This window comes from Janthinobacterium sp. RA13, from assembly GCF_000745325.1.
GTDB lineage: Bacteria > Pseudomonadota > Gammaproteobacteria > Burkholderiales > Burkholderiaceae_D > Janthinobacterium > Janthinobacterium rivuli.
Genome location: NZ_JQNP01000001.1, coordinates 2,057,100 through 2,076,182, shown reverse-complemented (window position 1 = coordinate 2,076,182; position 19,083 = coordinate 2,057,100). Strand labels below are relative to the sequence as shown.

General features: G+C 60.7%; 13 protein-coding genes, 6 tRNA genes and 2 pseudogenes. 15 read left to right on the top strand and 6 right to left on the bottom strand.

The window, feature by feature from the left end; translation table 11 throughout:
• Positions 1-13: 13 nt before the first annotated feature.
• From pgsA to FG13_RS09055, 8 genes are all read left to right on the top strand, one after another.
• Positions 14-598, top strand: coding sequence for a CDP-diacylglycerol--glycerol-3-phosphate 3-phosphatidyltransferase (gene pgsA / locus FG13_RS09090; protein WP_034749601.1), 585 nt, complete (start codon positions 14-16; stop codon positions 596-598).
• Between the two features lie 176 nt (positions 599-774).
• Positions 775-850 (top strand) — tRNA-Gly (locus tag FG13_RS09085).
• 92 nt (positions 851-942) lie between these two features.
• Positions 943-1,018: transfer RNA gene (locus FG13_RS09080), tRNA-Gly, on the top strand.
• 71 nt (positions 1,019-1,089) lie between these two features.
• Positions 1,090-1,165, top strand: a tRNA-Gly gene (locus tag FG13_RS09075).
• Positions 1,166-1,220: 55 nt separating this feature from the next.
• A tRNA-Gly gene (locus FG13_RS09070) sits at positions 1,221-1,296 on the top strand.
• Between the two features lie 89 nt (positions 1,297-1,385).
• Positions 1,386-1,461, top strand: a tRNA-Gly gene (locus FG13_RS09065).
• A gap of 42 nt (positions 1,462-1,503) precedes the next feature.
• Positions 1,504-1,577, top strand: a tRNA-Cys gene (locus FG13_RS09060).
• Between the two features lie 123 nt (positions 1,578-1,700).
• Positions 1,701-2,144, top strand: a complete 444-nt coding sequence (locus FG13_RS09055; protein WP_235211704.1) for a transposase — start codon at positions 1,701-1,703, stop codon at positions 2,142-2,144.
• Here the strand turns inward: FG13_RS09055 and FG13_RS28890 are convergent.
• From FG13_RS28890 to FG13_RS31245, 5 genes and pseudogenes are all read right to left on the bottom strand, one after another.
• Complete coding sequence (locus tag FG13_RS28890; RefSeq protein WP_081922502.1) at positions 2,128-3,180, bottom strand: S41 family peptidase; 1,053 nt, start codon at positions 3,178-3,180, stop codon at positions 2,128-2,130. The two genes, FG13_RS09055 and FG13_RS28890, sit on opposite strands and share 17 nt — an antisense overlap.
• Positions 3,181-3,285: 105 nt before the next feature.
• Positions 3,286-4,038 (bottom strand): LytR/AlgR family response regulator transcription factor, encoded by a 753-nt coding sequence (locus tag FG13_RS09045; protein ID WP_035820222.1) that lies wholly within the window; start codon positions 4,036-4,038, stop codon positions 3,286-3,288.
• Complete coding sequence (locus tag FG13_RS28885) at positions 4,038-5,369, bottom strand: sensor histidine kinase (RefSeq protein ID WP_161784167.1); 1,332 nt, start codon at positions 5,367-5,369, stop codon at positions 4,038-4,040. The genes FG13_RS09045 and FG13_RS28885 overlap by 1 nt, the downstream gene beginning before the upstream one ends.
• 120 nt (positions 5,370-5,489) lie before the next feature.
• Positions 5,490-5,678, bottom strand: a pseudogene (locus FG13_RS29995) (IS66 family transposase); the annotation flags it as partial.
• Positions 5,678-5,773: pseudogene (locus FG13_RS31245) on the bottom strand (IS66 family transposase); the annotation flags it as partial. The pseudogenes FG13_RS31245 and FG13_RS29995, both read right to left, overlap by 1 nt.
• A gap of 240 nt (positions 5,774-6,013) precedes the next feature.
• On the opposite strand from FG13_RS31245, the gene FG13_RS09030 reads away from it, so the two are divergent.
• The 3 genes from FG13_RS09030 to FG13_RS09020 all read left to right on the top strand — a co-directional run bounded on the left by FG13_RS09030 (position 6,014) and on the right by FG13_RS09020 (position 9,792).
• The gene (locus tag FG13_RS09030; RefSeq protein ID WP_035820220.1) at positions 6,014-7,501 is read left to right on the top strand and encodes a SulP family inorganic anion transporter; all 1,488 of its coding nucleotides are present in this window, start codon (positions 6,014-6,016) and stop codon (positions 7,499-7,501) included.
• Between the two features lie 33 nt (positions 7,502-7,534).
• On the top strand, positions 7,535-7,987 hold the full coding sequence (locus FG13_RS28880) for a hypothetical protein (RefSeq protein ID WP_051958813.1): 453 nt from the start codon (positions 7,535-7,537) through the stop codon (positions 7,985-7,987).
• 71 nt (positions 7,988-8,058) lie between these two features.
• Positions 8,059-9,792 (top strand): S41 family peptidase, encoded by a 1,734-nt coding sequence (locus tag FG13_RS09020; protein ID WP_051958811.1) that lies wholly within the window; start codon positions 8,059-8,061, stop codon positions 9,790-9,792.
• Positions 9,793-9,814: 22 nt separating this feature from the next.
• Here the strand turns inward: FG13_RS09020 and FG13_RS09015 are convergent, their stop codons facing one another.
• Entirely contained in the window at positions 9,815-11,527 is a 1,713-nt protein-coding gene (locus tag FG13_RS09015; protein ID WP_035820218.1) for a methyl-accepting chemotaxis protein, read from the bottom strand.
• A 381-nt stretch (positions 11,528-11,908) separates the two neighbouring features.
• On the opposite strand from FG13_RS09015, the gene FG13_RS09010 reads away from it, so the two are divergent.
• The 4 genes from FG13_RS09010 to FG13_RS08990 all read left to right on the top strand — a co-directional run bounded on the left by FG13_RS09010 (position 11,909) and on the right by FG13_RS08990 (position 18,980).
• On the top strand, positions 11,909-14,044 hold the full coding sequence (locus FG13_RS09010) for a TonB-dependent receptor (RefSeq protein ID WP_051958808.1): 2,136 nt from the start codon (positions 11,909-11,911) through the stop codon (positions 14,042-14,044).
• A 269-nt stretch (positions 14,045-14,313) separates the two neighbouring features.
• Positions 14,314-17,385, top strand: a complete 3,072-nt coding sequence (gene fdnG, locus FG13_RS09000) for a formate dehydrogenase-N subunit alpha (RefSeq protein WP_081922499.1) — start codon at positions 14,314-14,316, stop codon at positions 17,383-17,385.
• A 13-nt stretch (positions 17,386-17,398) separates the two neighbouring features.
• A complete protein-coding gene (gene fdxH, locus FG13_RS08995; protein ID WP_035820208.1) occupies positions 17,399-18,319 on the top strand; it encodes a formate dehydrogenase subunit beta in 921 nt (306 codons plus the stop codon).
• Positions 18,309-18,980 carry a formate dehydrogenase subunit gamma gene (locus FG13_RS08990; RefSeq protein ID WP_035820206.1) on the top strand — a complete coding sequence of 224 codons (672 nt, stop codon included), beginning with the start codon at positions 18,309-18,311 and terminating at the stop codon, positions 18,978-18,980. The genes fdxH and FG13_RS08990 overlap by 11 nt, the downstream gene beginning before the upstream one ends.
• Positions 18,981-19,083: the final 103 nt, after the last annotated feature.

The window sequence follows — 19,083 nt, the reverse complement described above, 5'->3', positions numbered from 1 at the left end:
CGATTGCTCCCTTATGCCTTTTAATATTCCCATCCTTTTGACGTGGCTGCGCGTGGCCCTGATACCGCTCGTCGTCGGCGTGTTTTATTTGCCGCCGTCGATGTTGCTGCATGGCGACCAGAACCTGGTTGCCACCCTGGTCTTTATCGTTGCCGCCGTGACCGACTGGTTCGATGGTTTCCTCGCGCGGCGCTGGAACCAGACCTCGGCCTTCGGCGCCTTCCTCGACCCCGTGGCCGACAAGTTGATGGTGGCGGGCGCCTTGCTGGTGCTGGTGCAACTGGACCGCGTCAATGCCGTGCTGGCCTTCATCATCATCGGCCGTGAAATCACGATTTCCGCGCTGCGCGAATGGATGGCGCAGATCGGCGCATCGAAATCGGTAGCCGTCAGCTCGATCGGCAAGATCAAGACGGCCGCGCAAATGACGGCCATTCCCTTGCTGCTGTACCACGAAGTGATTTTCGGCGCGATCGACACCCACGTGTGGGGCGAGAAGCTGCTGTGGATCGCCTGCGTGCTGACCGTGTGGTCGATGTTCTATTACTTGCGCCTGGCATGGCCGCTGATCAAGGAAAAAGCGGGTAACCTGCATTAGGGCGGGTGGGGCTTGATGGTGTTGGGCTGGCGTTCTTTCAGCCCAAACGCAAGAGCTGGGGTCAGACCCGACGGGACTCGGCGTCCCCGTCTGACCCAAATATTTTGCAAAAGACCAGATATTGCCCGTTGACAGCCCCTGTAATCCCTCTATAATGCTGGCCTGTTGTTGATGACGCGGGAGTAGCTCAGTTGGTAGAGCGCAACCTTGCCAAGGTTGAGGTCGAGAGTTCGAGACTCTTCTCCCGCTCCAGTTTTCTGGATCGTGTCATAGGTAAAAACAGCGAATGCAGTAAAAAGTAGTACTGGCGATGTAGTAGAGCTTCTGATACAATGTTGTCCACTGCGGGAGTAGCTCAGTTGGTAGAGCGCAACCTTGCCAAGGTTGAGGTCGAGAGTTCGAGACTCTTCTCCCGCTCCAGTGAATACTGGATCAGCAGTAAAGCAGCACTGGTAAACGGTAGCAAAAAGCAGTAAAATAGCGGTTCGTATGCGGGAGTAGCTCAGTTGGTAGAGCGCAACCTTGCCAAGGTTGAGGTCGAGAGTTCGAGACTCTTCTCCCGCTCCAGCGAAAGCTGAAGCAGTACAGCAAGATGGCAGTAGCAGAAAATAGAAGCTCCAATGCGGGAGTAGCTCAGTTGGTAGAGCGCAACCTTGCCAAGGTTGAGGTCGAGAGTTCGAGACTCTTCTCCCGCTCCAGAATTCTAAAGGGAAGCTAAGCTGGCTTCCTTTTTTTATCCGCTGCAAAGTAGTCATGCAGCGTGATTAAGCGGTAATCAAGCTCCAATGCGGGAGTAGCTCAGTTGGTAGAGCGCAACCTTGCCAAGGTTGAGGTCGAGAGTTCGAGACTCTTCTCCCGCTCCAGTTTTCAAGGTGGGCCGCAAGGCGCACCCTAGCAGTTCCTCTGGCGAGGTAGCAAAGAGGTTATGCAGCGGCCTGCAAAGCCGTTTAGACGGGTTCGATTCCCGTCCTCGCCTCCAGATGAAAAAAATAGCCCACTTTCGAGTGGGCTATTTTTTTATCCGTGCATTTGCCTGACTTTTGCTGTCAGCGTTTTCCCCGCGCCGTCTGGATGGCCTGACCACCGTCATCCATGATCGAATTTGGGCACAACATTTATGCCCATAAATTATGATTATAGTCACAAATTTCAACCGATCATTTCGGCGAATACGCGCGGCCATTATCGGCAGCGCTCGTTGGAGTTCAAGCGCGCGTTGGCGGCGTTGCCGCTCGAACCGGGCGTCTCGGTCGCTCGCATCGCGCGCGAACACGGCGTCAACGCCAACCAGGTATTCATCTGGCGCAGCCTCTATCAACTAGGACTCCTCGGCGTGCCTGCGTTGATGCGCGACGATGGCCTCTTGCCGGTGGTGCTGGCGCGCACTGCGCCGGCGCCGGCACCGGGCAACGCCACCATCGATGTGGGCCGGACGATCATGCTTGAGCTGGGCCAAGTCCAAGTGCGCATCGAAGGCCAGCCCGACGTGACAAATATGAACTTCGCCCCCGGCATATCGACCATAGTTTTTAGTGATCCTTGGTAGCACGTGGTGCGCCCCCATGAACTTGTCGCTGCATCAAAACTTTAGCCGCCGCGAGCGCATCGTTCACCTTTGCCGCTACATCCGGAGTGACGCCCGTGCCCTCCCAGTTTGTATGGGTAATTGAGTTGATCGGACGCTTGCTTGGGATAAAGATAGCAAAATGCTCGCTGAGACGATATGGCCGCGAAGCGTTGGCGCCACCCCAAGTGCGCTCCCCGATCACCTTGGCGCGTTTCAGCGCCTGCATTTGGTACGCGAATGATTCGGCGGCGGACTTAGTATCGGGGCCTGCCAAGATGAAGACCGGTTTCTTGCCCCCATAGCGTTTGCCGTCGAGCTTATCCTGCGTCCAATACTGCGTGGTGATACCGGTCGCACGTTCCCAGATGTCGTTGAGGCGGGTGCGCCCGTCAACAAGATAACTGATCAGTAGCGCCACTGAGTCTTCCCCGCCACCGCCGTTGTTGCGCAGATCGATGATGAGGCCATCGGTGTTAGCGAGTTTATTCATCGCTGCGGCAAACTTGTCGGATACGAGGAAAACCGGCCCGAATGAGGAAATCTCCAGGTAGCCGATATTGGGACTAAGATGATCCACCTTTTCCACGCCAAGGTTTGATGCAAGAACCCTTTCAAGCACGGCAGGCGGCACTTGTTTTTCCCATTCCGCCCGCGTCTGTGGCGGCGGCGGCATTGCATCATCGGGCGGCACCGGGTGGGCACTGACATCGATGAACATATGCTTGTCGTGGATAACGCCATCAATGTCATCGAATAGCTGTTTGGCGAGTTGTTGACCATCCGTGACCCTATCGTACTTGCCCTCGCGCTGATGCTGGCGCAAGACAAGCTCGACTTGTTTGGCTTTGTCTGGAAAAACGTAGTGGGCATTGAGCTTGGCAATCAGCGTATCGATGACCTCCAACCGGACTGCCGGATTGACCTCCACTGTCGGCGCCACCGGGGGTGTGGCTGCGATTGCCCCTGTCACGGTCAGCAATAACAAAGCCAGGGAGACTCTCCATTTATTTTTCATTATTGTCCTTTTTTAATATGTTGTAATGATTTACTGCGAACTGAACCAACAAATCCGCCGTCGTCACGCAGGCGGCCAATCGGCAGGGCGGCTTTAAGATCCCTGCTACATCTGGCGGAACTGCTTGGCAAATCCCTCACTAACGGTCAAGCGCTCGGTCCGGCCTTTCAGGATGACCTCCAGCCCAGGGCCGCTGCGCACCCCGGATTCAATGCGTTCAATCCGGTCAATGGCCTGCAGATTGACGACGGCACTGCGGTGGATTTGCGTGAACAACTGCGGGTCCAGTTGATCGAGCAGGGACTTGAGAGGCAAGCGAATCAGCGAATCGCCGTTGTCCGTCACCACCCGCGTGTATTTTTCGTTCGACTGGAAGTACAGCACTTCGCTCACCATCACCAGCCGCACCGAATTGCCGCTTGAGGCCTTGATCCACTTGAGGTACACCGGTACGCTCTCCTGTTCAAAGAGCTGTTCCCACACGGCCGGCGGCGGGCTAGCGGCCGTGCGCGACTTCAGACGGCGGATCGTCTGCAGCAGGCGTGAGGTCGTCACCGGCTTGACCAGATAGTCGGACGCGCCGGCATCGAAAGCGGCCAAGGCATAGTCCGCATACGCTGTAACGAACACTACCTGGCACGACTCGGGAATATGGCGCGCCACCTCCATGCCGTTCAGGCCGGGCATCTGTATGTCCAGGAATACGATGTCCGGTTTCAGCATGTCGATGCTTGCCACCGCGTCGATGCCGTTTTCGACCTGGCCGGCGATTTGCAGTTCGGGCCACAAGGCATGCAGCTGGTCCACCAGCTCCGCCCTTAGCAGAGGCTCGTCCTCGACGATCAGAGCGCTTGGCATCAGGCGTGGCTCCCGACAATAGGCACCGTCAACACTGCGCATACGCCTTGTCCGTCGCCTGGCTCCACAAAAAGGCTAGCCTTCCGTCCATATAGCAGCAGCAAGCGCTCTGTAATATTCGCCAATCCCGTTCCTTGCCCGGATTGTTCGGTCAAGCCGACCCCGTCGTCGACAACAGACACGCTCAGCAGCCCGTCCGTGCTGTCTCTTTCGTGCCTTGCGCTGATGGTAATCAGGCCCGGTCGGCTGGCCCGCTCCAAACCGTGTTTGACGGCGTTCTCCACAAGCGAGATCAGCATCGCCGGCGGGAATGGCAGGCTGCGCAATTCCTCGGCCACTTCGACAGCGTAGCGCAGGCGCGTGCCCATGCGGATGCGCATCACCGCCAGGTAGTCGCTAACAAGATCCATTTCTCGTCCCAGGGTCGAGGACACCGAGCGCATATCGGGCATCGCGTTTTGCAGGTAGCCGACCAGATGGTCGAGCATCTCTTGCGCGGCCATCTGGTCGGTGCGGATCAGATACTTGAGATTTGCCAGGGTATTGAACAGGAAGTGCGGCTCTACCTGGGCCTGCAAGGCTGAAAGGCGTGCCTGCAGAGAGGTGCGTTCCAGCTCGCGCTCACGCCGAGCCGCATTTAGCGCGCTTGCATGGCGCGCGAGTTGCTGGTGCAGTTGGGTAGACACCATCTCGGCAGTCTTTAGCGACTCACCTTGCTGGATCGCGAACCAGGCCAGGCCCGGTCTGCAGCGCAGCTCAATGTCGCAACTGGGGCCCAAATCGGACGATATTCTCACCTCGACATGGCGCCCCAGCGCCAACGGGCGCCAGCGACCCAGCACGATCCGGCCCTTGAAAGGGTCGTGAAAAAACGCAGGCGGACCGGAGTAGCCAAGTGCCGTGCCGAGCGCCAGCCCTGACAGGGACTCGGTGCACAGGTCAAAGGTGGTGTAGGGATTGAACGGCGCATGGATGTGACGCGTAACCAAGGACGCCATCGCCTCGACGCTCAGCGCCTTGCCCTCTTCGCCCAGCCGCGCTAGAAAGCCGCGTGCGATCCCATTCGACATCAGCGCGAGCCAGACCATCACCGCCGCTACAACACCGCTAACAATGTACGGAGTCAGCTTGCGGGTCTCCATTTCGCCCGGCGCCGCCGGGGCGTGGTTTAGCCAGAGCGGCAGCAGCGCGATCGCCAGCGACAGGAACAAGAGTGAACCGGCGTTTAAGCGCAGCGCCGACTGCAGCAAGTAGCGGCGCACAAGGTGGCGGTCGTGCTTGACTTCCGATACGGGAGGCGCGTTGAATGGCAAAAATGGGGGAGATCTCATCAAATTCCTTGTGTTTAACTCGCCCACCATTCTAGCGGCACGGATGCCCGTGTCTTCTCTCATGCGACGAATGCCTGCAAATCGCGGAGGAAGCCGGCGTTGGCGGGATGGACGCCGACTGGCCGTACCGGTCAGCGAATAGATGGCGGCGGCACGGTCAGCGTCCGCAAACAAATAGTTGTGGCGGCCAATAGCAACGCCACGCAGGGCACGCTCGGCGGGGGAGTTGTCGATGTCGATAGCGCCATCATCGCAGTAGCGTGTCAGAGCCGGCCATGGCTTGGGCGAGTACAGGATGGCTGCCGGGGTTCCAGGTCCACGCCCTCGCGTGCATGGATCGCGCTCTGGCGGTAGAGCGGCAAGTGGTCGGCGAATTTCTCCACCAGGACATGTGCCAGCAAACCGGTGCAGGGCCGACGCTTACCTTTTGCCGGCTGCGCATCTTGTATAATGCCGGCAAGCTCAGCTGCGCCGCCTGGCGCCTTATGAAACTTCCCCTTTCCGCCATACCCATGTAGTCACTGACGACTTTCCTGCTCCGTTCGACCTCAGCGCAGCTTTTCTGTGACGCCCGCTGGCATGGCTGCGCCTGATGATTGCCCATCAGGCCGGCATTTTCCTGTTCCGACTTTGGATACGACTTGATGATCAACGCAACTTTTCGGGATGAGTGGTTCTCGAACATACAAAAAAATGTCTTGGCCGGCCTGACCACCTCGTTTGCCCTGGTGCCTGAATGCATCGCCTTCGCTCTGGTGGCGCAATTGAATCCCCTGATGGGCCTGTATGGCGCCTTCATCATTTGCGCCTTCACGGCCATCTTTGGCGGGCGCCCCGGCATGATTTCGGGCGCCGCCGGTTCCATGGCCGTCGTCATCGTGGCGCTGGTGGCCCAGCATGGCGTGCAATACCTGCTGGCGACCGTGGTGCTGAGCGGCATCATCATGGCGCTGTTCGGCATCTTGCGTCTTGGGAAATTGATCCGCATGGTGCCCTACCCGGTGATGCTGGGCTTTGTGAATGGCCTGGCCATCGTCATCGCCATGGCCCAGCTGGAGCATTTTCGGCAAGCCACGCCGCAAGGAGAAACCTGGCTGCAAGGCACGCCCTTGCTTGTGATGGCTGGGCTGGTGCTGCTCACCATGGCCATCGTGTACGTGCTGCCGCGCCTGACAAAAGCCGTGCCGCCCGCGCTGGTGGCCATCCTGGGAGTGGGCGTGCTCAGTCATTTCCTGCACCTGCCCACGCGCACCCTGGGCGACCTCGCACATATCGCCGGCGGCTTGCCGGCCCTGCATTGGCCCACCGTGCCGCTGGACATGGCCACCTTGCACATCATCTTCCCGTATGCGGCGCTGATGGCCATGGTGGGCTTGCTGGAAACTTTGCTCACTTTTAATCTCACCGATGAGATGACTGAAACGCGGGGCCAGCCTAACCGCGAATGCATCGCCCTGGGCGCGTCGAACGTCGTTTCTGGCCTGTTTGGCGGCATGGGCGGCTGCGCCATGATCGGGCAGACGATGATCAATTTGAGCTCGGGCGGCCGCTCGCGCCTGTCGGGCGTGACGGCCGGCGTGATGATTTTATTGTTCATCCTGTTTCTGTCGCCGCTGATCGAACGCATCCCGCTGGCCGCTCTGGTCGGCGTGATGTTCGTCGTGGCGCAGCAGACGTTTGCCTGGGGTTCCTTGCGCGTGCTGGGCAAGGTGCCCTTGCACGATGCGCTGGTGATCGTTGCCGTGACGGTGATCACCGTGTTCACGGACCTGGCGATGGCCGTGCTGTGCGGCATCGTCATCGCCGCCTTGAATTTTGCCTGGCAGCATGCGCGCGACATGCGTGCCGACATCGATGACAGCAGTACTGGCGTGCGCGTCTACCTGCCGCATGGCACCCTGTTTTTTGCTTCCACCACGCACTTCCTGGAACTGTTCCAGACAGCGGCCGACCCGGCCCGCGTCATCCTCGATTGCCGGCACCTGCACATGGCCGATCACTCGGCCATCGCCGCCATCGAATCCCTGTATGAACGCTATGACAAGGCCGGCAAGCACCTGCAGGTGACGCATCTGTCGGCCCGCAACCAGGCCTTGCTGCAGCGGGCCGGAGTCGATGTGGGCGTGGCGTAAAATAGGACATTGTTGAAAGTCTGTGGAGTGTGCATGCTGTCGAACGAACAAGAAGAATTACTGGAACAAAGCCAGGCGGATTTCGATGCCTACTATGACGCGCTGGGCGCGTCACTGGTGAATTTCGTCGAGCGCCTGGGCATTCAGCCGGCGCACGAAGTGCTGACCAATGCGGCCGAATACCTGCCGTACATCGATGCTGCCATGCGCACCATCGTCATCCGCGACGAGAGCTGGCAGTGGGTGAAAACCATGCTGGGCTACTTTATCGGCGAATACTTCGTGCAGGGCCATGCGGGCTGCTGGTATGTGGAAACGCGGGCGGAATCGCCGCATTTTTGCCGTATCATGGTGGGCGGCTTCGAGCATGGCTTGCCGCTGGACGCGGCCATCGATCCGGAACAACTGGCGCTCGATTTCCTGGCGCAAGCGGTGCCGCGCGAGCTGGCCACCCTGGTCGCGGATGCGCAAGCGCGCCTGAGCTGAATGGCTGTCGTAACCCCTGTCAAGGAAGCTGGATGAAATGGATACCCTGTCTGAGACTGGCGCGCTGGTGCATGCCAGCCATTGCCTTTCTGTTCGTCGCTACGGCGCCGCCGGCTTTTTCGCAGGATGGCCGCCACACCGCGTTTGAAACGGATCACGCCTTCGATGCCGGCTCGCGCATCGCGCTCGATGCCGTGACGCCGGCACAAGTCGACAACCTCGCCGTGCTTGGCAAGGTATGGGGCTTCCTGAAATACCATCACCCCTTGATCACCGCAGGCGGGCGGCAGTGGGACTACGAACTCCTGCGTGTCATGCCGAAAATGCTGGACGCGCCCGACAGGGCGGCGGGCGATGCCGTGCTGCGGGACTGGATCGCCGGTCTGGGGCCGCTTGCCGGCTGCGACCCTTGTGCCGTCCCGGCGCAGGGTGAGCTGCATCTGCGTCCCGCGCTGCAATGGATGGATGATGCGAGCTTGCTGGGCGCGGGCTTGCGCGCCGATCTGCGGTACATTTATCTGCACCGGCCGGCGTCGGCCAGCCAGTTTTATCTGCGCATGCAGGAGCAGGTGGGCAATCCCGTTTTTGAACATGAACCAGCCTATCCGGACCTGGCGCTGCCCGATGCCGGCTTTCAGTTGCTGGCCTTGTTTCGCTTCTGGAATATCATCGAATACTGGGCGCCCTACCGCGATCTGACAGGGGAAAACTGGGATGACGTTTTGCGCCAGTCGCTGCCGCGCATCGCGCTGGCCAGGGACCGCGCCAGTTATCAGCTGGAAATGATGGCGGTGATCGCGCGCCTGCACGATACCCATACTAATCTGTGGAGTTCGATGCACGTGCGTCCGCCTGTGGGGCAATGCCGGCTGCCAGTCAAGCTACGCTTCATCGGCACCAGCGCGGTGGTGGTGGGTTACCGGGAAGCCGAAGCCGGGGCGGCGACGCGCTTGCAGGTCGGCGATGTCATTGACAGCGTCGATGGCGTGCCGGTGGCGCAACTGGTCGCCACCTGGCGGCCCCACTATGCGGCATCGAATGAGGCGGCGCGCTTGCGCGACATGGCGGGCAGGCTGACGGCTGGCGCCTGCGGTGCAATCCGGCTGCAGGTGCGCCGCGGCCAGCAGGCTGTGGAATTGACGGCGCAGCGCGTGCCAGCCGGGCGGCAAGCGGGCCGGCAAGCGGGTCCGGACACGCATGACAGGGAAGGGGGAACGTTCCAGCGCCTGGGCGACGATATCGCCTACCTCAAGCTGTCGAGCCTCAAGCGGGCCGACGTGGCGGCGCATATGGCAGCGGCGGCAGGCAGCCGCGGCCTGATTATCGATCTACGCAATTACCCGCGCGAGTTTGTCGTCTTTGCCCTGGGTGCTTACCTGGTCGAGCGGCCCACGGCGTTTGCCCGCTTTACCAAGGGCGACCTTGGCAACCCCGGCGCCTTCCACTGGACCCAGCCTGTGGCTTTGTACCCGCAAGCGCCGCGCTATGCGGGCAAGGTCATGCTGCTGGTCGATGAAGTGAGCCAGAGCCAGGCCGAATACACGGCCATGGCCTTGCGCGTGGCGCCGCGCGCGAAGGTGGTCGGCAGCACCACGGCTGGCGCGGATGGCAATATTTCGACGTTTTCGCTGCCCGGCGGCTTGAGCACCCTGATCAGCGGCATCGGCGTGTTTTATCCGGACCGGCGCCCCACGCAGCGCGTGGGCATCATTCCCGATATCGAGGTCAGGCCCACGCTTGCCGGCATACGGGCCGGGCGCGACGAGGTGCTGGAGGCAGCCATTGCCGAGATACGCCGGCAATAGCTGTTCTTGCTGTTGACGCGGATTAAAACTCTTCCCACTCGCCTTCGGCCGGCGCCGCCGCCTTGCCGCTGTTACGCATCACGGGCAGGCGCAGGGCAGGGGTGGAGGCCTTGCGGGCTGGCGCGGCAGGGGCTGTCGCCGCCGGCGCGCTGCGCTGTGCGGTTTTCACGCTGAAACGGTCGGTGGCCGCCGCATTGGCGTCGAGGCGGAAGACGCTGACCACTTGCGCCAGTTCGCTCGCCTGTTCCTGCATCGCTTCGGCCGCTGCCGACGCTTCTTCCACCAGAGCCGCATTCTGCTGGGTCACTTGATCCATTTCGGAAATGGCCTGGTTGACTTGCTCGATGCCCGCGCTCTGTTCTTCGCTGGCGTTGCTGATCTCGCTCATGATGGAGGTCACGAAGCCGATGCTTTGCACGATTTCTTCCATCGTCTTGCCTGCCTTGTCGACCAGGTCCGTGCCCACGTCGACTTTTTGCACGGAGTCGTCGATCAAGCCCTTGATCTCTTTCGCCGCCGCTGCCGAACGCTGCGCCAGGTTGCGCACTTCCGTGGCGACCACGGCAAAGCCGCGGCCCTGTTCGCCGGCGCGTGCCGCTTCCACGGCCGCGTTCAGGGCGAGGATGTTGGTCTGGAAGGCGATGCCGTCGATGACGGAAATGATGTCGACGATTTTCTTCGACGAGGTATTGATCTCGCCCATGGTGGCGACCACTTCGGCCACCACGGCGCCGCCGCGGCTGGCGATGCCGGCTGCGTCGCCGGCCAGTTTATTCGCCTGGCGCGCGTTGTCGGCATTCTGTTTCACGGTCGAGGTCAGTTCTTCCATCGACGAGGCCGTTTCTTCCAGTGAACTGGCTTGCTGCTCCGTGCGCGACGACAGGTCCTGGTTGCCGGCGGCGATTTCCGCGGACGCCGTGGCGATGGTGTCGGTGCCGCTGCGTACTTGTCCCACGATGCCGACGAGGCTGTCGTTCATGGTTTTCAGGGCGTGCATCAGCTGGCCCGTTTCATCGCGGCCTTGCGCCGTGATGACGCTGCTCAGGTCGCCCGCTGCCACGGTTTCCGCCACTTTCACGGCGGCGCGGATGGGGCCGGTGATCGAACGCGTGATCCACCAGGCGAAACCGATGCCCATCAGCACAGCCAGCACGCCCATGGTGATCAGGAAAACGCGGGTGCCGCTGTAGGCTTCGATGATGCTGTTGCCGACGCCGTCGGCGGCCTTGATCTGCATGCCGGCAAAGCGTTTCACTTCGGCCAGGTAAGCCACGGTGATCGGTGCGACTTCCTTGTCGAACACGATCTTGGCGCCTGCCATGTCGCCGTCGGCCTTCATCTTGAAGGCGCGCGCGCGCGTCGTCACGTAGTCGGTGCGCACCTTGCGCACGACCTTGAATTGCTCGATCACGGCCGGGTTGAGCAAGGACGCGATGATGTCATCCTGCAGCTTGCTGGAACGCTCCGCATCGACTTTCAAGTCTTCCTCGATCTTGGCGCGCACGACGGGATCGGTGATTTCAAACGAGGCGACGCCGCGTACGCTGTTGAGTTCAATGATCTTCGACCATTCGGCCACCATGCGCTGGTTCTTGATGCTGGTATTGATGAGGCGGTAAGTCAGGTCGCTGGCCGTTTGCATGCGCACGAGGGCGGTGACGGTCAAGGCGGCAAGCAACAGCAATACGACAGCAAAGCCGACGCCAAGGCGGCTGCCGATGTTCAGGTTTTTCATGTAATTCCTAACAGTTTAATAGTCATGATCGCCGCCGCCAGCAGGGGCGGACAGGCGCCGCAAGGCGCAGGGGATCGGGGTCTTCGGGTGCCGCGGATTGCATTGCGGCGCGCCGCGCTGTGCACGGCGTTGGAGGTAAAGCAAGGGGTGTGGCGGCGTGGGGAGCCGCTAACCAGCAAGCCGCAAGTATAGCATTGACGCAGAGAAATAGTTTTTCAAAGCAATTTTAATTATTTTTTGATATTGATTTCCTGTTGTGTTTTTACATCAAGTACCTAGCCCATAAGTACTATCACTTACAGTAACCCTTACTTTAGGCATCACTCGCTGATAAAATACTAATGATAATCATTCGTATTAAAACATCGACCAGGGAATTGTATGCAGCAACAGCGCAAGCCAGGATGTAAACCGATCACCATCGCCGTACTGGGCGCCTTGACCTTCGGCGCCACGCCATTGGCAAGCTGGGCACAGGAAAGCTTGCCCGCCGTCACCGTGACGGCGTCGAAGGACAAGGAAGGCTATGTCGCCGCCACCTCGGCCAGCGGCACCAAGACGGAAATGGCCTTGCGCGACGTGCCGCAGACGATCAACGTGGTGCCGGCCGCCGTCATCCGCGACCAGAACGCCATGTCGATCCAGGACATCATGAAGAATATCCCTGGCGTGGGCTTGTCGACGGGCGACGGCCAGCGCGACCAGGTATTCATCCGCGGCTTCACGGCCATCGGCGACCAGTTCGTCGACGGCTTCCGCGATGACGCCCTGTATTTCCGCGACCTGTCGAACGTGGAGCGCCTGGAAGTGATCAAGGGACCGGCCGCCGTGCTGTACGGCCGCGGTTCCTCGGGTGGCCTGGTCAACCGCATCACCAAAAAACCGGGTATCGATATCACGGACCTGGCCCTGAGCCTGACGAACACAAAAGGGCGCCGCGGCGAAGTCGACGTGGGCCGCGTGGGCGAGACGGTGGACTGGCGCTTTACGGGCGCGCGCGAGTTGTCGGACAGCTATCGCGACCAGCAATTCATCAACCGCACGGCGCTGTCGCCTTCCGTGGCCATCCGCCTGTCCAGCGCCACCAAACTGCTGCTGCAGGGCGATTACCTGGAAGACCGCCGCCTGACGGACTTCGGCATCCCGTCCTACCACGGCCGCCCGGTCGCCGTCGATGCGGGCACTTATTACGGCGCCGCCAATGCGCGCGATGCGGACTTCAGCCAGTCGCGCGTGGTCTCCACGGCCGCCACCCTGACGCACAAGTTCAGCGACAGCTTGTCGCTGCGCAATGCCTTCCGCTATTACGATTACCACCTGGACCGCAACAACACGAATATTTCCGGCAACGTCAACGAAGTCAAGGGCACGATGAGCCTGGGCCACGCCAAGCTCAACCGCGACGAGAGCGGCTGGTTCAACCAGACGGAACTGACGCAAAAGCTGGTCACGGGCACCTTGCGCCATGAAGTGCTGTACGGCGCCGAATTCGGCAAGCAAAACAAGGATGCGTCGAGCTGGGCCTCGACCGCGGTGGCGTCGAACGTATCGATCTTCCATCCCGTCCTGCCGCAGGTCAGCCGCAGCAAGCTGGGCGCGCGCGGCGATACCTTCGGTACCTATGACACGGCCGCCGCCTACGTGCAGGACGCCATCAGCTTCAGCGATGAGTGGAAGGCGCTGGCCGGCCTGCGCTATGACCGCTACAAGCAGCAGTCGCGCCTGGCCAATGCGCTTGGCGTGACGACGGCGGATTTGTCGCGCACGGATTCGGCCTACAGCCCCCGCGCGGGCCTCGTCTGGCAACCGAGCGCCGTGCAATCGTACTACGCGTCGTGGAGCCGCTCGTTCCAGCCGAGCGGCGAAAACTTCGCCCTGGCCGCCAACAATGCCGACCTGGCGCCGGAAACCACGCGCAACACGGAAGTGGGCGCCAAGTACGATCTGTGGGGCGGCCGCGCCAACGCCACCGTGTCGCTGTTCCGCCTGGAGCGCGACAATATCAAGAGCAGCGAACCGATCACGAACCGCATCATTCCCATCGGCACGCAGCGCACGGATGGCCTGGAACTGACCTTCAACGCGGACTTGCACGATGGCTGGAAAATGATGGCCGGCTACGCTTACCTGGACGCCACCATCACGGACTCCATCGCCAAGGACACGAGCGTGAGTGCGGCTGGCTCCGTTGACGTCAAAGGCAAGCGCGCCACCCTGACGGCACGCAACATGGCCAATGTGTGGCTGACGAAAGACCTGGGCCACGGCTTCACCGTGGGCGGCGGCGCGAATGCCGTCGGCAGCCGTTTCGCCAATGCCGGCAACACGGTGGTCTTGCCCGGCTACGTGACGGCCGACGCCATGGCCGCATACCGCACAGGCCGCTATGAAGTGCAGCTGAACATCAACAATATCGGCGACACGCGCTACATCGTGTCGGGCCACGGTTCCAGCCCGAACCTGAGCTTGCCGGGCGCGCCGCGCAATGTGGCGCTGACCTTGCGCTACAGTCTGTAATTTTTGTCACTCCTCACAACCCGCTCGCGAGCGGGTTTTTTTCATGGACGGGCGCTGCGCCGGGCAGGCTCGTATTGATTAGAGGAACTGTTCGGTACCGATAAAATAATGTTGACTATGTGCAATTTTTTAGGGCGGACTGAGCCTTGACTGAGTTTGAGGGGTAAAATAGTGTCATACGGCACAGGCATGGTGCTTATATCTTAGTGATATGACACGACCACGACGCCGTATGACTTTTTATTTACTCACATCATAGAGGCCTGAATATGGTTCAGATGTCCAGGCGCCAGTTCCTTCGGGTAACTGGCGCGACCATTGCTGGTTCCAGCCTCGCCCTGCTCGGTTTCGCACCGGGCCAGGCGATGGCGGAAGTGCGGCAATACAAGCTGTCTCGCACGACCGAGACACGCAATACCTGTCCCTACTGTTCGGTAGGATGCGGCGTCCTGCTGTATGGACTGGGCGATGGCGCGAAAAACGCCGTCTCCAGCATCATCCACGTGGAAGGCGATGCCGATCACCCGGTGAACCGCGGCACCCTGTGCCCGAAAGGCGCCAGCCTGGTCGACTTCATCCACAGCCCGAACCGCCTGAAAGTGCCCGAGTACCGCGCGCCGGGCGGCACGGAATGGCAACCGATTTCCTGGGATGTGGCGCTCGACAAGATCGCGCGCCTGATGAAGGATGACCGTGACGCCAACCTGATCGAAAAGAATGCCGACGGCAAGACCGTCAACCGCTGGCTCTCCACCGGCATGCTTGCCGCGTCCGCCGGCAGCAACGAGGTCGGGTATCTGACCCACAAGACAGTGCGCAGCATGGGGATGCTGACCTTTGATAATCAGGCGCGTGTATGACACGGACCGACGGTGGCAGGTCTTGCCCCGACGTTTGGCCGTGGCGCGATGACGAATCATTGGGTCGATATCAAGAATGCCGACGTGATCCTGGTCATGGGCGGCAATGCAGCAGAAGCACATCCTTGCGGATTCAAATGGGTAACGGAAGCGAAGGCGCATAACAAGGCCAAGCTGATCGTTGTCGATCCGCGTTTTACCCGTACCGCATCCGTGGCAGATTACTACTGCGCCACGCGTACCGGCACGGACATCGTCTTCCTCGGCGCGATCATCAATTATCTGCTGACGAACGACAAGATCCAGCATGAGTACGTGCGCAACTACACGGACATGCCCTTCATCGTGCGCGAAGACTATGCGTTCGAAGATGGCCTGTTCTCGGGTTTCGACAAGGAAAAAGGCAAGTACACCAACAAGGCCACCTGGGATTACGAGATCGGCGAAGACGGCTATGCCAAGGTCGACCCGACCCTGGAACACCCGCGCTGCGTCTACCAGATGATGAAGAAGCACTACGCGCGCTACACGACCGAAATGGTCGAACGTACGTGCGGCGTGTCGGCCGACAAGTTCCACAAAGTGGCGGAAGCCCTGGCTTCGACCGCTGTGCCGGGACGCGCCGGTACCATCCTGTACGCGCTGGGCTGGACGCACCACTCGACGGGTGCGCAAACCATCCGCACGGGCGCCATGGTGCAACTGTTGCTGGGCAATATGGGCATCGCGGGCGGCGGCATGAACGCCTTGCGCGGCCACTCGAATATCCAGGGCTTGACCGATCTGGGCCTGATGTCGAATCTGTTGCCGGGTTATATGACCTTGCCGAACGAGGCCGAGCAGGATTTCGATGGCTATATCGCCGCGCGCGCCACCAAGCCGCTGCGGCCGAACCAGCTCAGCTACTGGAGCAATTACCGCAAATTCCACGTCAGCTTCATGAAGACGTGGTGGGGTGATTTCGCCACGGCCGAGAACAACTACGCCTTCGACTACCTGCCCAAGCTCGACAAGCCGTATGACTTGATGCAAGCCATCGAGAATATGCACCAAGGCAAGATGACGGGCTATATCTGCCAGGGCTTCAACGTGCTGGCGTCCGCGCCGAACAAGCAGAAGGTGACGGAAGCGCTGTCGAAGCTGAAGTTCCTCGTCATCATGGATCCGCTGGCCGTGGAAACGGGCGAATTCTGGAAGGCGCACGGGCAGTACCACGAAGTCGATCCGACCAAGATCATGACGGAAGTGTTCCGCTTGCCGACCAGCTGCTTCGCCGAAGAACGCGGTTCGCTCGTGAGTTCCTCGCGCGTCTTGCAGTGGCACTGGCAGGCGGCCGAACCGCCGGGCCAGGCGCGCAGCGACCTGGAGATCATGTCGGGCCTGTTCCTGCGCATGCGCAGCATGTACCAGAAAGAGGGCGGCAAGTTTCCCGATCCGATTCTCAACCTGACGTGGAATTATGCGCAGCCGCATAACCCGCAGCCGGAAGAAATCGCCCGCGAATTCAACGGCAAGGCGCTGGTTGACTTGTATGATCTCAAGGATCCGACCAAGCTGCTGGTGAAAAAGGGCGAGCAGCTGGCCTCGTTTGCGCAATTGCGCGACGACGGCACGACCACCAGCGGTTGCTGGATATTCGCCGGCAGCTGGACGCAGGCGGGCAACCAGATGGGACGGCGCGACAACAGCGACCCGACCGGCATCGGCCAGACCCTGGGCTGGGCCTGGGCGTGGCCTGCGAACCGCCGCGTGCTGTACAACCGCGCTTCGTGCGACTTGAAGGGCAAGCCTTTCGACCCGACCCGCAAGCTCATCGAGTGGAATGGCACGAACTGGAGCGGGGCCGATATTCCCGACTTCAAGGTCGACGAACCGCCGGAAAACGGCATGGGTCCGTTCATCATGCTGGGCGAGGGCGTGGCGCGCTTCTTTGCGCGCGGCGCCATGGCCGAAGGACCGTTCCCCGAGCATTACGAGCCGTTCGAAAATCCGCTGGGCTACAACCCCATGCATCCGAAAAACCCGCAAGCGACCAGCAATCCGGCCGCGCGCGTGTTCGCCGATGACCGGAAAATGTTCGGCACGCATGAGGAATATCCGCACGTGGCCACCAGCTACCGCCTGACCGAGCATTTCCATTACTGGACCAAGCATGCGCGCCTGAATGCCATCATCCAGCCGCAGCAATTCGTCGAAATCGGCGAAGAGCTGGCCAAGAGCATCGGCGTCGTTGCCGGTGGCGAAGTGCGCGTCAGTTCCAAGCGGGGTCACATCATCGCCAAGGCCGTCGTCACCAAGCGCATCAAGGCGTTGACGATCGAGGGCAAGCAGGTGCATACCGTGGGCCTGCCGCTGCACTGGGGCTTTACGGGCGTGGCCAAGCCGGGGTATCTGATCAATACCCTGACGCCGGGCGTGGGGGATGCGAATTCGCAAACGCCGGAATTCAAGTCCTTCCTCGTGAAGGTGGAAAAAGCATGATGGGAGCTCAATAATGGCACTGCAATCCTTAGATATCCGGCGCCTGTCGGCGACCACGGTGACCCCGCCGCAAGCGCGCAGCCCGGTGACGGGCACCGTGGCCAAGCTGATCGATGTGTCGAAATGCATCGGCTGCAAGGCTTGCCAGACGGCGTGCATGGAATGGAACGACTTGCGTGACGAAGTCGGCGAAAACCATGGCACCTATGACAATCCGACGGATCTGACGCCGCAATCGTGGACGGTGATGCGTTTTGCCGAACACGAAAACAACGACGGCAACCTCGAATGGCTGATCCGCAAGGATGGCTGCATGCACTGCGAGGATCCGGGCTGTCTGAAAGCCTGTCCGGCGCCGGGCGCCATCGTGCAGTACACGAACGGCATCGTGGATTTCCACCAGGAAAACTGCATCGGTTGCGGCTACTGCGTGGCCGGCTGTCCTTTCGACGTGCCCCGCATTTCGAAAAAGGACGACCGCGCCTACAAGTGCACCCTGTGTTCGGACCGCGTCGCCGTGGGCCAGGAACCGGCCTGCGTGAAAACGTGTCCGACGGGCGCCATCGTGTTCGGCACCAAGGAAGACATGAAGGTGCATGCGGAAGAGCGCATCGTCGACCTGAAGTCGCGCGGTTTCGAAAACGCGGGCCTGTACGATCCGCTGGGCGTGGGTGGCACGCACGTGATGTACGTGCTGCACCATGCCGACAAGCCGAAGCTGTATTCGAACTTGCCGGAACGCCCGCGCATCAGCCCGATGGTGGGCTTCTGGAAGGGCTGGTCCAAGCCGCTGGCGGTGGCCGGCATGGCCGCCACGGCGCTGGCAGGCCTGTTCCATTACACGCGTGTCGGTCCGAACGAAGTGAGCAAGGATGAAGAGCACGAAGCGCTGGAAGAGGCCAAGCGCATCCGGGAGGAACAGCATGAAGCATAGTGAACTTCACGATGGCAAGCTGCGCGACAAGGATGGCAATCCCTTGATCGAACGCTACAACCCCAACGAGCGCACGAATCACTGGGTGACCGCCATCACCTTCGTCATGCTGGCCCTGTCCGGGCTGGCCATGTTCCATCCGTCGATGGCGTGGCTGGCGAATCTGTTTGGCGGCGGGCAATGGACGCGCATTTTGCATCCGTTTGCCGGCCTGGTGATGTTTGTCTCGTTCGCGATCCTCGTGGTGCGCTTCTGGCACCACAACAAGTTCGAGGACGGCGACAAGCAGTGGCTGAAACAGATGGACGACGTGCTCAATAACCGCGAAGACAAGCTTCCAAAGATCGGCAAATACAATGCCGGCCAGAAGATCCTGTTCTTCGTGCTGCTGGCCAGCATGATCGGCTTGCTGCTGTCGGGCGTCGTGATCTGGCGCGCGTATTTCGCGTTCTATTTCCCGATCGACGTGGTGCGCTTTGCCGCCTTGCTGCATGCCGGTTGCGCGTTTGCCATCATCTGCGCCATCATCGTGCACATCTACGCGGCCCTGTGGGTCAAGGGCTCGATCGGCGCCATGGTGCGCGGCACCGTCACCTACGGCTGGGCGCGCAAGCATCATCCGAAGTGGTTTGAATCGGTGGTGCGTAATACGAGAAAGTAGGCAGTAGGGTAGGTCGGCTTAGCTTCGCGTAAGCCGACATGCTCCGCCGCCGGCGTTTTCGTATGCCAGGGCCAGTCCCCCAGGACTGGCCCCTTTCTTTTTA